The 13,752-nt window shown below is 45.4% G+C and carries 14 protein-coding genes; 8 read left to right on the forward strand and 6 right to left on the reverse strand.

Annotation, left to right across the window (positions count from 1 at the left end; translation table 11 throughout):
* The first annotated feature begins 89 nt into the window (after positions 1-89).
* The 6 genes from ACQ4MZ_RS30555 to ACQ4MZ_RS30580 all read left to right on the forward strand — a co-directional run bounded on the left by ACQ4MZ_RS30555 (position 90) and on the right by ACQ4MZ_RS30580 (position 5,770).
* Entirely contained in the window at positions 90-1,658 is a 1,569-nt protein-coding gene (locus ACQ4MZ_RS30555) for a sensor histidine kinase (RefSeq protein ID WP_430851714.1), read from the forward strand.
* Positions 1,659-2,353: 695 nt separating this feature from the next.
* Positions 2,354-2,545: a DUF2683 family protein gene (locus ACQ4MZ_RS30560; protein WP_430851795.1), complete on the forward strand. Its 192-nt coding sequence runs from the start codon at positions 2,354-2,356 to the stop codon at positions 2,543-2,545.
* A gap of 101 nt (positions 2,546-2,646) precedes the next feature.
* Positions 2,647-2,850: a DUF2442 domain-containing protein gene (locus ACQ4MZ_RS30565; RefSeq protein WP_430851716.1), complete on the forward strand. Its 204-nt coding sequence runs from the start codon at positions 2,647-2,649 to the stop codon at positions 2,848-2,850.
* Positions 2,851-3,619: 769 nt separating this feature from the next.
* The gene (locus ACQ4MZ_RS30570; RefSeq protein WP_430851718.1) at positions 3,620-4,429 is read left to right on the forward strand and encodes a TIGR04255 family protein; all 810 of its coding nucleotides are present in this window, start codon (positions 3,620-3,622) and stop codon (positions 4,427-4,429) included.
* Between the two features lie 5 nt (positions 4,430-4,434).
* Positions 4,435-5,052: a hypothetical protein gene (locus tag ACQ4MZ_RS30575; RefSeq protein WP_430851720.1), complete on the forward strand. Its 618-nt coding sequence runs from the start codon at positions 4,435-4,437 to the stop codon at positions 5,050-5,052.
* A gap of 208 nt (positions 5,053-5,260) precedes the next feature.
* Positions 5,261-5,770 (forward strand): hypothetical protein, encoded by a 510-nt coding sequence (locus ACQ4MZ_RS30580; RefSeq protein WP_430851722.1) that lies wholly within the window; start codon positions 5,261-5,263, stop codon positions 5,768-5,770.
* Positions 5,771-5,951: 181 nt separating this feature from the next.
* On the opposite strand, the gene ACQ4MZ_RS30585 is transcribed toward ACQ4MZ_RS30580, so the two are convergent.
* Entirely contained in the window at positions 5,952-6,353 is a 402-nt protein-coding gene (locus tag ACQ4MZ_RS30585) for a hypothetical protein (protein WP_430851724.1), read from the reverse strand.
* A gap of 371 nt (positions 6,354-6,724) precedes the next feature.
* Here ACQ4MZ_RS30585 and ACQ4MZ_RS30590 point away from each other — a divergent pair, with 371 nt between their 5' ends.
* Complete coding sequence (locus ACQ4MZ_RS30590; protein WP_430851726.1) at positions 6,725-7,723, forward strand: N-acetylmuramoyl-L-alanine amidase family protein; 999 nt, start codon at positions 6,725-6,727, stop codon at positions 7,721-7,723.
* 21 nt (positions 7,724-7,744) lie between these two features.
* Here ACQ4MZ_RS30590 and ACQ4MZ_RS30595 read toward each other — a convergent pair whose 3' ends face one another.
* The 3 genes from ACQ4MZ_RS30595 to ACQ4MZ_RS30605 all read right to left on the reverse strand — a co-directional run bounded on the left by ACQ4MZ_RS30595 (position 7,745) and on the right by ACQ4MZ_RS30605 (position 10,233).
* On the reverse strand, positions 7,745-8,215 hold the full coding sequence (locus tag ACQ4MZ_RS30595) for a Uma2 family endonuclease (RefSeq protein WP_430851728.1): 471 nt from the start codon (positions 8,213-8,215) through the stop codon (positions 7,745-7,747).
* A gap of 86 nt (positions 8,216-8,301) precedes the next feature.
* Positions 8,302-9,150 (reverse strand): TIGR01459 family HAD-type hydrolase, encoded by an 849-nt coding sequence (locus ACQ4MZ_RS30600; RefSeq protein ID WP_223400860.1) that lies wholly within the window; start codon positions 9,148-9,150, stop codon positions 8,302-8,304.
* A gap of 42 nt (positions 9,151-9,192) precedes the next feature.
* Entirely contained in the window at positions 9,193-10,233 is a 1,041-nt protein-coding gene (locus ACQ4MZ_RS30605; protein WP_430851730.1) for a hypothetical protein, read from the reverse strand.
* 127 nt (positions 10,234-10,360) lie between these two features.
* On the opposite strand from ACQ4MZ_RS30605, the gene ACQ4MZ_RS30610 reads away from it, so the two are divergent.
* Entirely contained in the window at positions 10,361-11,341 is a 981-nt protein-coding gene (locus ACQ4MZ_RS30610) for a 1-acyl-sn-glycerol-3-phosphate acyltransferase (RefSeq protein WP_430851732.1), read from the forward strand.
* Between the two features lie 4 nt (positions 11,342-11,345).
* Here the strand turns inward: ACQ4MZ_RS30610 and ACQ4MZ_RS30615 are convergent, their stop codons facing one another.
* Both ACQ4MZ_RS30615 and ACQ4MZ_RS30620 read right to left on the reverse strand, forming a co-directional pair.
* Positions 11,346-12,530 carry an ATP-binding protein gene (locus tag ACQ4MZ_RS30615; RefSeq protein ID WP_430851734.1) on the reverse strand — a complete coding sequence of 395 codons (1,185 nt, stop codon included), beginning with the start codon at positions 12,528-12,530 and terminating at the stop codon, positions 11,346-11,348.
* An 81-nt stretch (positions 12,531-12,611) separates the two neighbouring features.
* On the reverse strand, positions 12,612-13,670 hold the full coding sequence (locus ACQ4MZ_RS30620) for a VOC family protein (RefSeq protein WP_430851736.1): 1,059 nt from the start codon (positions 13,668-13,670) through the stop codon (positions 12,612-12,614).
* Positions 13,671-13,752: the final 82 nt, after the last annotated feature.

Here is a 13,752-nt window from a genome sequence, read left to right on the forward strand (position 1 = left end):
AGTCCTATCGTCCTACATACTATTTGTTGCTGGCCAGTAACGCCCGCATGCGCAACAGACCTGGGGAATCATTGTACTACTATGAAAAAATGGACAAGGAGCAGCAAAAACAGGGCGGGAACAAACCTCTTAATGCGGTCATGCAGATATGTAATGTCCACGCCGGCAACAGGGCTTACAGAAAAACACTGGAAATCTATGAAAGAGAGCGCGGGTATTTGGAAGGTTTTCCCGATGGAATCAGTAAGGGAACAATATCGAGCAAAGAGGCCATCAACGCGATATATATTTTGACTCCAGTGCTTTTTTCCTGCGTTTACCTTAAGGACACTGCCAGGACCGGGCAAGTAATCAAACTGGCTTCGGCTATTACCCATGAGTTGTTCATAAAAATCTCGCCCCAGTCAGAAGATGGGACCATCGTGCGTTTTTTTATGGCCGGCATGCATTTAAGTAAAAATCAAGTGTTGCTGCGGGATTTTGACAAGGCAAAGCATGATCTTGCACAAATACATGACGTTATCAACGGACCTTCCCGATTAACAAAAGAGTGGAGAAGTCTGTTGAATACCTATTACATCGATTGGGCCTGCGATTATTACCTAAAAACCCATAACAATGATAGCGCTTCCTACTATATTAACCAATACGCAAAGACTCCCAATATCAGTTTTGACCAAAAACTAAGGGTAGACGCATTTAGGGCATCCCTCTTCGCAAATTCTGGGAAGTACGCCCAGGTATATCCTGCCATGGAAAAAGTTGTCAGTGCCAAAGATAGCCTTTCGGGCGTACTGATGCAGGAAATGGATGAGCTGCTATATGCCCATACTCAGGCGGAAAATGACCGGAACGAGCTCGCTTTGGCAGAACAGGAAAAAAAGCAAAAAAACAACATTATTGTGGCTATTTCTGTACTATCGATTTTGGTAGTCGGGCTGCTCTTTTATTGGAGCCAGCAAAGGCAGCGGACCACGAAGCGAAGGATTGAGCAGTTGAACCGGATGGCTCAAATGCAGGTGGCCGAGCTGGAAGAAATAAAGCAAAATGAACGCAGTCAGGAGCAGCAAAGGTTGGGACGCGAACTTCATGATCAGCTTTCGTCTTCGGTCGCCTCGGTTAAATACCGGTTGGAGCGGATTTCCAATCAGCCGGCCCTGGCATCTAGGGAGGAAATTACAGCCATCAATGTTCAGATTAACGACATTTATACCGCTGTTCGCGACAAAAGCCACGAGTGGGCCAGCCAGCCATTGGGCATGGCAGAGAAGTCTTTTGAAGAGCGTATTAAAGCGCTTGCTTCGGTAACGCTTCCAGAAAGTGCCTACCGGAAAACGATCGAAATTGACGATTATGTGCTCTCCGGTTTTAGCATATCAGATAAGATCCAGATCCTGTATATCATCCAGGAGGCAGTGACCAACATTCTCAAGCATGCAAAAGCATCATTGGTAAACATAATGTTGTACAACGAAGGGGGGCAGAAAATCCTGATCATCGAAGACAATGGCAGGGGGTTTAAAGCCAATGCCCCAGATACAGGCGGAAAGCGCCTTGGATTGAAATCTATTAAAATCCGGGCTAGTCAGCTGAACGGGGTTTTCCAGATTGAATCCTCGGAGGATTTCGGCACAAGGCTAAGAATCATCATGTCATAGTTGATTATGGTTTAGGGCATTTATGACCAAAAGACGAGTCGGCTTGAAATTTTCATGATCTTTTGTGTTTGACACCTTGGCTCACATATGGAATGGAGCGGTTTGGATCGTATTTTTAGTTAAATGAAAAACCATAGAACAAGGGGGCGCAAGCTGATCTGTGAAAGTTCTTGGTTTGTACAAACAGACGCGACTTTTTGTAAATTGCTTTTGAGAGGGGCGTAGCACAGATGTTCAACCTTGGTGGGTTATTCAATGATTGCGATCCCTTTTAATTTTGCTTAAAGGGGACGCTGATGGGATATTTCTTGTCGTTCTAGTAGGATAACCCATGCGTGAATGAGAGATGACACCGATTTTCAAACAGAGATTGACAGGTTACTAACCCGTTACATCCAGGAAGTAGATATGTCTAACTTGACGGCACTATCAGCCCATACCTACCGGGTGCAGGCCGTTAATTTTGTACGGTGGATAAAAAGGGATTTTAAGCCAGGAAGCCGGAAACAGAGAGATATTAAACCAGGCACTTCATTAAGAATCATTCCCTGAATTTCAGGGAATGATTGCAAATTTTACTCAACGTTAAACCGGCAAGCCGGTCTACTTGGGGCAATTTTAATGATTAACAGGCTATTGCCTGGTTATTTAGGTTAAATAGGCCGTTTTTTCGACGAATACCCGGGTACCTGATGATGAATGACTTAGAAAAAAGCAAAAAGAGCCCTTACAGCCCTTCTTTCGACGAAAAGCTCAAGGAGGCTAGATCCAGTAAGGCCAAAGGGGAGTTGATCACAGTCAACCCGGAGAATGTATGGGAAAGTATTGAATCCGGATTGGAGCAAGATCGGTTGGAATCTGATCCAGGCTTTCGCGCGCATAGCTAATCTTTGTGGCCCGACGTATAAAACCTGTTTTTCCAAAGTATTCTCTAAACTGTAAAACAAGATCGGCGTGGAAATTGAGATAAAAGCTATTTGGTTTCAGGATGATAGCATCTTTATCCAAACGGCATCCGGAGAGGAGCCAGCCGCTAAAATGGTTCCCCAGACTCTTCAACGCTTCTCTGGCAGAGCGGCAGAAGTTCGAACTTTCTGCTTTTGGGATCCACTGGCCAAAACTGGACGAAGACTTGGGTTTTGAAGGATTCTTCACTTATCAGGGGCCTAAACTATGTCTGGGACAAAAGTAGATTTCGAAATTTATAGTATGGCTAGAAAATCGATTAAAATTAACAATCACTTTTCTATCGGGTATGTAAGTATTTCTGCGAGGAGCGTAGAACGGCTATAAAAGCTTCAACCCAAGGAAAAAGCAGCTTTCATTTCTTGCCAAATATGCTGGGGATAGTTTCATCAGTGACACACTTTGTCTAAAAGTTATAGCTGTTTTCTAACCTTCTTTAGACAGTAAGCTGTCTTTTCCTCTATTTGCTTGGAACTTGGCGACCAAAATTCTCATTTTCTTTGGCGTTTGGTGGGGCGAAGGAGAAAACTGTCAATCTATGACTAATTAGAAATTTACCAGTTGCGAAAGAAAGGTTAGCAATGTTGTCGACCGAGTCAACAAGCCATCTGGGATATGGCCGAACCTGGGAGGGGCAACTTAGCGGGGTGGTAGGGATGCGAGCGTGCCGGTCCAAAGGCCCTTATTTGACAAGCACCCTTATGTGGTACGCCTTACAAAGAGGATTTAAAAGCAGCCGGTAGGGGACAGATGGATCAGATCGGCCCTTTTCCGCACAAGGCATTTCAAGCCGGCGCATTCGTAAAAAATGTAGTTGCTGAAAAAAGGCAGGAGCCCAGAGTCGTCGGATAGGCAAGAGTTCGAACCTCTTATGGACCGGCGGTAATATGTAACTTTTGGTGGTTTTTGGGTTGCTAGGTTGGTGGTGGTCGAGCGAGAATATTGCCAGTCTGTGCCAAAACCTAAAAAAAATATATCATCCCTTGTTATTCTGATTGATTGTTGTATTTTTCAGAAAAAAGAGAAATTACGCTCATTTTTGCCATGATAGTGATATCTTTGCAAAATTTTTTTCTGGTGTGTCTATGCCGTTACCTGTTGAAGTAACTCCCAATCCACTATTTTCATCCGCAGTAGAAGTTCGATTTACCTCTAAGATTGAACGAGAACAACTATTAAGTAAGATATATCCTGCTTTTGCCGATGTACTACCTGAGATTCAGAACCACAATTCTTTTTATGGTGAGCCGGGGAATTTAAATGACTCTCAATCTCCTGATTTTACTTTGGTTAATGATGACTACTCTTTGAGTGTTGGCCCGGATTTTGTGACATTTGAAAATATTGGCGAGTATAAATTGTGGAAAAATTATTTTCCTTTTATGCAGGCTCAATTAAAGCGACTGTTTGAGATCGATCTGGTAGATCAGATAGAGCGAGTTGGGTTGCGATATATAAGCATCTTACCTGATTCTGAAAAGCCAGAAGATGTATTAAGTTGGTTGCCGAAATTGCCGTTGCCTAAATTTGAAAATTCGGCAACTCGTGCCATACATACTAACATTTCTGTCGAAGATGTCTCAATAAATCTTCTCATCGCGTCTAGGGCGAAAGCTGAAAAAAAAGATATAGAGAAGATTGGGTTAGTAATTGATATTGATTGCTTTATTCGTAAGGGCGTCGCTAATAATTTAGCTGATTTATTTAAGCAAATAGATCAGCTACATAAAGTAGAAAAGGAGTTGTTTTTTGGTTTGTTGAAAGATGATTATTTGAATAGATATTTAAATCCAATTTATCCATAATAGTTATGACACCTACCGTAAATAATGTGGATGACAATTGCGAAACTCGCTTACTCAATCCAAGGATTACAATTGTCGCGCCGGATATAACTGGCGGGAGTCAGATGCATACTTGGGAAAATATTGAAGATCGAGACTTGTTTAAAAAAGTCTATCAAAACTACTCGAATGAGACAACAACTGTAAGTACTAAGGTAAAAGCAGTAGAGCTTATAGATAAAACCAAGGCCCAGGGAACCAAAGTGTCGCTTGGGAATTTGGTAAGTGCTTTATCGTCATTACATCCAATAATTACTGCATTTAGCTCGGAAATTAAAAAGTTTGGTGCTCCAAAGGGGTTTGACAAGCAATTTGTTCTTAAGGAGTTTATGAGGACATCTTTGAAATTGGCCCAATTGAGCTTTGAGAAAGTTGCCGTTGAGAGTATTAGTGGAAAGGGGCTTCGATTCACTTTGGGGTTCTCCGATGATCGGATGTTGTTGATTGATAAGAACTTAGATTATAAAGTGTTTGGTGAAAATGAAATAGTATTTAGTTTATTTGCAAATAGAGAGCTTATAGCAAGCAATGCTGCGGATATTGATGAGTTTGTACCCTCTTTTAAAGAATATTTATTATTATAATCTGCGGAGAATTAAGAAGTTGTCATGTTACCCACTTCGGCTTCTTCCTAAAATATACTACCGTCGAGAAATAGACATCAATCGAGTTAGCGATGACTTGACATGTTCTGTCGTTAGAAGGGCTGAGGGTTCTTATGGTGACACTTTTAACGAATTCGACAACGCGCGGCAGAGTTTTATTTCTATCGAGCGTATTCCTGAGTTATCCATGAATTTACTCGGAGGGAATTTTGTAAAGGATGACATCAAGTTTAGGACGCGTCACGACGGGAATGATGATTGGGAGGGAGAGCCAGTCCTATTGTCGGAATATAACAACCTTTATGAGGTCTTAGCGGAAGATAATCCCCCTATCTATTTTGGCCTTAGCCGTATTCATAACAGAACTGTTCCTTATCAAATGGATGTTTCTGGAAATAAGGAAGCGAAAAAGTTTGCGCAGGCTTGTGGAAAGTTGATGGCAAATAATAGGTCAGATTTAATGGCGACTACGGTTGTTAAACATGCGCCCACAAAGATGAACTACTGGCATGTAATTCTCGATATAAAGACCACGAACACATCCGAAGGAGAAAGATCAGTGAGAGCTGCCAAGTCGACTTGGCAGAAAGAGGTATGTTCGTCTGTTCTGGGCCAAATACTTGTTGTAGAGGCATCCCCAATACTTAGGCTTAATTCAAATATTACGAAACAGTACTACTATAAGCTATTTGCTTAAGATAGTTCTCGGAATAAAGAGTTGCTAGTATTCGTTTTGTGTGATATTGCCAAATACAAAAGATTATGGGAACGATGTGTGGGTTTGGCAATAAGCTATCAATTACACTATTCCAAATGGATTGAAGGTGGCTTGCGGAGAAATTTCAAATTTCTCCACAGCACATGTAACAAATTTTATTTCAAGCTTCTTCCGTTAAACTGCTGATATCTTCGTAGTCCTCAGGCGATGCATCGGAGTATTCAGCATCAGTCAGGCTTTCAGCAGTCCCTGCCAGGTCTTCATCGTTCTCTTTGGCAAAACTATCATCAAAGCTTTTGTCAAATGTAATCACCGGGATTTTACCTGTGCCCCAGTTTGTACCACGCCCCTGGTTGGTACTTATTTCACCGCTTCCGCAACTTCCGTATTGATGATGTGCAGGAGCTGAACAAGTCCACAAGTTTGTGTTTGAGTCAAATCTACATTCTTTTTCTTTTGAAGGAGTATAGCAAACTCCTTTTTTGTACGCTTTCGCATAGTTGTTAGCCATGCGCATCGCTGTCAGTTTGTCAGCGTGCGAAGCATAAAATCTTTTTCCCATTAGATTGAAGATTGAGTTATAAGTGAGCCGGGAATGTATAGAAAAATTATGGGCAGAAGATTACCGCATAATAAGAACAGATAATTTTTACTTCTGAACCAAGGATGCTTCATTGGGGCAAATAACGTCATATAACCATTCCACTCCTGATGCCGCTTTATTATCCCAACAATGGTGTATATGGTTATAAATTCTCATCATCTTTTGTAGATTCTCATCATCTTTTGTATTTGACAATGAGTGTGTGCTTTGAGTAAATAGAAAAATTTTTGGTAAAAATAGCAGGAAAAAGGCGAAAGCAGGGAAACCGCATGGAAGGCTTGCGCAACCGCCTGATCATTCCTAATTTATGATTCCATTAAACTAAACCCATGAATCGCATCTTTCTAACCCTGTTATTTTTCATAGGTATCATATCGTTTACCATAGGGCAATCGAAACGAAAGCCTTTGAAAGGAAAAACCATTTGCATAGACCCCGGGCACGGGGGTACCGCGGCAACTGACAGTTATCGTGTGGGCCCGGGTGGCGAGCGCGAGGAGTGGGTAAACCTGCGGGTAGGGCTGCTTCTGCAAAAAATGCTCGAAAAGAAGGGGGCGAAAGTGGTGATGACAAGAATTGCGGATGTAGAAGTGCCGCTTGCTGACCGGGCGAAACTTGCCAAAGACCGCAAAGCCGATCTTTTCGTCTCGATCCATCACAATGCGACCGCCGATTCGTCGGTCAACTTCCCGATCATTTATTTCCATGGAAATATGTCCGAGAATGTAGCCAGTGTGGATTTTGGCAAAGAACTGGCTGAGGCGTTGTTGAAATACCTGCATAAGCCCCAGACCCCTGTTTCGCTCGTTTCCGACTACACTATATTCGCTGATGCCGGGGCTTCCGTACTCCGGAATACTTACGGAATACCTGCGCTTCTTGCGGAGGCGTCGTTTTTTACAAATCCTTCCGAAGAGCAGCGATTGAAACAACCAGAACATAACCAGAATGAGGCCATTGCCTATTCCGAGGCTATTATCGCGTTTTTTGCGAAGCCTGTCGCGCCCATTGTCGCTAAAAACTCGAAAGTGCCGGTAATACCCGCATTCAAAGTTTTTCAGGAGGCCGAACGTATGACCCCCATTGCAAAACGTTGGCGCCAGGACTTCGACGAGGGAAAAGTATTTATGACAAAACGCGATACTGCATTGCTGCGCGAATCGTACGAACTTTTCACCCGCTCCGCTCGCTCCTTTCCCGACTCCTGGCTGGCCGGACAATGCCACCAGAACCGCGCCGTACTTTTACGCAAATTAGGCAAGGGCGTCGAAGCCGCACAGGAAGATCAACGGTTTAGAGAGTATTATGTGCAGTTAAAGAGGAAATAAGCGGTCTTTTTTACGTGCCATTTACTTGAACAATATCCGCAAATCTATCTTAATGTCCGTAATGGGATCAGTAAACATGCATTCGGTAAAATTCTGCACAGCCTGGTCAGGGAGAAATAGCTGAACAGTTTGAATGGAAGGCATTACTATCCACGCAGACCGTACATGCGACGGAAAGTAAATTTTCCAGATCTTGCTCGTCAGTGCGTCGTATGCCTGTGTAGGGGAAAGGATCTCAATCGCGGTAATGGGAGCCTCGGTGTAACGGAGAACGTCCTCTTTCCAGTTGAAAGAGAGGTTTTGGAAAATCGACAGATCGGGCTTGCTGCGTCCCGCCGAAAGCTCCAGTTCCAGCTCAGGCATAATGTCAAACCTCGCATCATATTGCGAGAGCAGGATACTCAGACGGTAAATCAGGCGTGAATGGTTCAACGACATAGTTTCCTCGAGAGGAGTTTCTGTTTCGGTGATTTCAATTGCCTGGATTGCCATAACCATCGTCGTTTTACCAAAAATAACAAAAAATCCGCACCATATTCCGGCGCGGACGGGAGTAATGTGCAAGCGATTGTGATCAATTATTCAACCACGGCCGACACGCAAATGTAGGTCGGAATGATACCGGTCGCGCGGATACGTACTTCAGCGTCTTCCGCCTGCGTATTACCTGTGAGCACGAGGGCAGTGTCCAGACCGAATTTGTTTCCGCCGAGAATATCGGTATTCAAAGTGTCGCCTACCATCAGAATGTCTTTTTTACTCACATTAGGGTAGTTTTTAATGTGTTGATAGGCAAATATGAACATCTGCGGGTCGGGTTTACCGAAGCGGATAAACTCCCGCCCGATGGTGTTTTCGATCATCTTTGCCAACGCGCCGATCGCGAACGATACACGACTCTTGGATGCGGGGTAAGTCTTGTCAGTATTGGCCACGATCACCGGAATATTCCGTTTGCGCAGCAGATTGAGTGTTTTAGTCAGATCGGTATTCCAGTCGAAGCCTTCATCATCCAGAAACACCAATGCATTGATATCGCCCACATTGTTCAAATCCAGCTGGCGGATGGAGAGTGTCTTTAAATCCGAAGTTTCAATATAATGCGCCGAGTTCTCAGTCCCGAGATAAGCAACAGTCCCCTTTCTCACTTTCAAATCCAGGTACTCGCGGGCGAGCATGCCCGATGAAATAATGCGGTCGGGCGTTACATCGTTGATGCCCAGGTTTACATAGCTCTGCGCGAGCTGCTCCGGACTGCGCGAGGCATCATTGGTAACCACGTAAAAGTCCTTGCCGCGCTCACGCAGGTAGGCAAACGTGTTTTCAATGCCGGGGATCAACCCGTTGTACGTTTTGAGCACGCCAAATGCGTCAAAGAAAATAACGTCGTATTTGGAGATGACGGATTTAAAATTATCGAGTACCATGCAGTTGTGTCTTGGGAGTGAATGGGGAGTAAAAGGAGGTTGCTAGATTTTCAGGGCACGGAGGATCTTGTCGGGATCGAATCCGTCGATCGATGGGAAATACAGCTCATAGGCCTCGCGCTGCAACTTGGTGCAGTACGAGCGGTGGAAAAAGTATTTACCATATTTGATTACATAGTTCAATATAAAAAAGCGGTAGGCTTCCTTCATGAAGCGCACCTCGTTCTCGGTCAGCGGGTAAACCTTGTGATATTCCTGTAAAAACATGATAAACCGCTCTTCCATCAGCGGCCCGATGAGGTAGCTGAATACCGTACGGTCGCCGACATTGGAACACACTCTGCTGAAAAAATAGAAATCCATTACCCGCGACGACACGCGAAACCAGTCATAATCCCAGCGTGAAAATAGCTTCATATCGTCGGTCACCGAGAAATTTCCGATGTTCCAGTCCACGAAAACGGGCATGAGGTCGAACGAGCTGACATTCAGGCGCTGGATATTCTTCATGAAAACATCGCATTGCCTTTTGAGAATATGGATGTAGCCCCGGTGCTCGTACTGGCCGGTATCGGTTTCCAGGATTTCAAGCAAATGGTGAATGTCGGTACGGAGGTTTTTAGACGATTTCGGAATAGACCGGCTTGCCCGGAAACACGCCTGATGGAATTTGGCGGCTTCGGCACCCAGCTTGCGGATATGCTCCTCGTCCAGTCGCCGGGGCAACCGGTTCATGGCGCGGATGGGGTTGTAAAAAACCACCCAAGTGTCCACGAAGTCTTCCTGGTAACGATAGGTATAAACCTGGTTATTCTTCACCAGCGACTTTGCAAGCACATTCTCAAAAGGATAAAGCAGGTTATTGGAAAGGGCCTGGATAATCCGGTGGTCCTCCTTGAAATGTTCGTATTTACCAAAATAGGAAAGCTTGGCAACCACTTTATCGTCGTTGTCGAGCGTAACGCGGAACACGTGGTTGGTCGAAACTTTGGCACTAATATCTTCTACAAATTTGACCCCGATCGAACTATCGAACCCTGCCCAGGCTTTCCGGATAATTTCGGGATAATCTTTTAAACGCATTCCAATCTCGCATTAGGCTTTACAAATGGCACCAAAGGTAGCAAACTCGTGGGAGCAGAATACCCTGGCTGTTGGGATTGAATAAAAAAATAATCCCATAATTTTGCAAAAACTTACTTTTTGAACATTGTTTTACTATTTCTCGCGTTTTCTGGTCCGCCTGGCTTTGCCTATTTATCTGAGAAAGCTTTGTGTAGTCAATTTCGATAAATTACCCAAAGGGGCACCGTTGCTGCTGGCCTCCAACCATCCCGATTCTTTTTTCGACGCCGTAGTGATCGGTTCCGTGCTCGAACAGCCCATTCATACGCTCACCCGCGGCGACGTGTTTCGCAAAAAAGCGGCTGCATTCTGGCTGCGGCAGATTAACCTGATCCCTGTTTTTCGCGGATCGGAAGGTCGCCAATATGTTAAAAATCATGATATTACTGCGCAGGAAAGTCACGATGCGCTGAAAAAGGGCGACGCCGTAGTTGTATTTTCAGAGGGTATTTGTGTAAATGAATGGCGCCTTCGTCCCCTCGGCAAAGGTACCGCACGGATGGCCTATAAAATCTGGTACGGCGACGACGCGCTGCAAAGCATGAAGGTGATCCCGACCGGCCTGAACTACGAAAACTTCCGTGGGCCGGGCAAGCGTGTCTCATTGAATTTCGGCGAGGCCATTGCCGCAGACGACATTCAAACCAGTCCGCAGGAGTACGAAAAGTGGCTCCGGGAATTCAATGAAATCCTCGATCGGAAGATGAATGCTGAAATCCTAACCGTCCCCGCTGATCTGCCCAAAGCCGAGCAGCAACGACAACTCAGCGCATTCTTCGATCAATGTGCAGCACCGAAGGCTAAAAGTAATGCGCTGTTGAGTGTGATTGGCTGGATCGGTCGTACCATTCACTCGCCATTATATTCTTTCTTCGAAGGCAAAGCCGCCAAACTCACCGCGCGGTCGGTTTTTTATGATTCCGTACTTTTTGGTATGCTGCTGTATTTGTATCCGGTGATCGTTGGGCTGCTTTCGATCATTGGGGGTGCATTCGCAGGCTGGCAGGTGGGATTGGGCGTGTTTGTGGGATTGCCATTGCTGGCCTGGGTGGGGAGTAAATGGTAACATTTTAATATTGGGCGATCATATTGAGTGTTTTTAAGTGCTGAATAAGCTCATTAATATTACAATGCATCCATTTCGGACGTACGGCAATATTTCCTCCATTGGGGGTCACGACGAAATTGTGTTCAGTTTGCAGGTCATTTGCAGATTCTGTCGAACCTCTTTTTAAAGCTGGGGCAAGCGAGAGTTTTATTTCAATAGAAACCACTGGTGTAATGCCGTCGACTAATATCAAATCCATTTCCGCACCATTGGAAGTCCGGTAGAAGTACGGTCGTATGCCAGGGTCAAGCAACGGAATAATTTGTTCTATCACATATCCTTCCCACGACGCACCTGCAATCGGGTGCATGATCAGATCTTCATAATGACGAATATTGGAGAGGAAATGCAGGTTCCCGGAGTCCCTGATATAAATTTTGGGACTTTTTACGATCCGTTTGCTCATATTGACGAACCACGGTTCCAGTCTCCGGATAAGGTAGGCCTGCTCCAATATTTCGACGTAACGGCGAACGGTGTTAGTAGCCATTCCAAGCGAGTTGCTTAACGTTGAATAGTTGAGCAGCGAGCCATGAATGTGCGATATCATGCGCAGAAAGTTGTTAAGCAACGGAATCGTAGTGGAGATTCCCATGGCGGACAGGTCCTGCTCAACGTATGTTTTGATAAAATTCTGCTGCCATTGGTACCAATAGCCGTTATCAGGAGCGAGTAGAGCATCCGGAAAGCCGCCGCGGTGCCAGTGGGTAGGTTGTGGTATAAATGCAGATTCGGCCTCTGACTTTAAGATTGGTGAAAGCTCGTGATATGCAATGCGGCCAGCGAGCGACTCGGAGCTTTTTTGCAGGAAATCGGGAGATGCAGAACCGAGTAATATGAAGCGCCCGGCTTCACGTTTGCGATCGACGAGCGCACGCAACTGCGGAAACAAAGGCAATAGGCGTTGAACCTCGTCAATTACAATGGTTTTATCGATATTGTTTTCAAGGACCCAGGTTGTGTTTTGGGAGATTGTTTCGAAGTCTTCGACCAATTCGAGGTCGTAATAGACGGCGGGTTTGCTCAGTTCATGAATAAGTTTTCGGGCCAAAGTCGTTTTGCCGACCTGCCGAGGGCCTAGTATGCCAACAACCGGGAAGAAATTCAGCGACCGAAGTACGGTGGCTTCAATGGCTCTGTTGATCATTAACCATGTAAATTAGCACTTGATTTGCAAATTTACATGGTTAATTTCTAATAATTGTACTAAAAGAAGAGAAAATTAGTACTATTTGTCTTTCACTTTATTCAGCCCCATCGCCTTCAACATCCAGTTCGGCAGTGGCTTTCTCAACCCTCTTTTTTGCAAATCTAAAAACCAGCCCAGTTTTTTCAGAATAGGTACCTTGTGCGTTTCCACGAGTTCGATCAGCGTGCCGTCCGGGTCTTCCAGGTAGGCGAACCGACCCGCCGCGTTTTCCATGCCGAATGAGCTTTCGCTGTCAACGGTGAATGGGTAGCCCTGCGCTTGCAGTTTGGTTTTCAAAGCATCCATATCCAGCGTGTCGAAACACAGGTGAATGTAACCGCAATCGCCCCAGTAGCGGTTTTCGAATATCTTTTTAGGCGTGCGGTCGAGCGCTTGCACGAGCTCGACCTGCACGTCACCGAGCAGGCGGCTGAACGCGCCGTCGGGCGTGAAGCTCTTGCGGAGGAGCATTCTGCGGAAGCGCTGGCCGGGAATGGACGTCGGCAGGTCTTCGAAAATGCCCGTTTTGTCGTAAACTACATTTAGGGGTTGAAGCAGGTTTTGGTAGAAAACAGCTGCCTTATCTATGTCGGAAACACCGACCACGACACCCGCTACGCCGCCCACGTTTTTGCCTTTGGCCTGAAACCAGGTAGCGTCGCTGGTGATCTGGAACAGGTTACCATAAGGGTCGGTGCCCCAGAAACCTTCTCCTTCGGGCAGCTTTGTGAGCGGGCCTGTGGCTTCTTTCGAATGGCTTTTCACCCATTCGTGCGCCTTTTTCACGTCGGGTGCTTTGAAACGGATCGCATTGATGCCCAGGTCGCCAAGTTCTACCTTGAAATTCGCAGGTTGTGAAACGCGGCTGGTGAACGACCATATTTCCAGTCCGCCTCCGCCGGCCATATTGATCACCAGCGCCGCCTGCCGCGATTGCACTTTACCGCCGGTGTAGGGGGTCATGAGCGGGGCATCGGCTTTTTCATCGAATATGGGCACATCGAAACCGAGTACCTGCCGGTACCATTTCCAGGTTTCGGGCACGTTCTGGCAACCAATTCCTACCTGTTGAATTCCAGAGATCAGCGGAGCACTCATTTGTCGAGGTATATGAAGATAAAGGTGGATAATCTTAACGAAGCGGCAATTTTACGAAATAAAAAGCAAACGAGCCGTGGCA

The sequence above is a fragment of the Dyadobacter sp. BHUBP1 genome (assembly GCF_050587785.1).
Lineage (GTDB): Bacteria > Bacteroidota > Bacteroidia > Cytophagales > Spirosomataceae > Dyadobacter.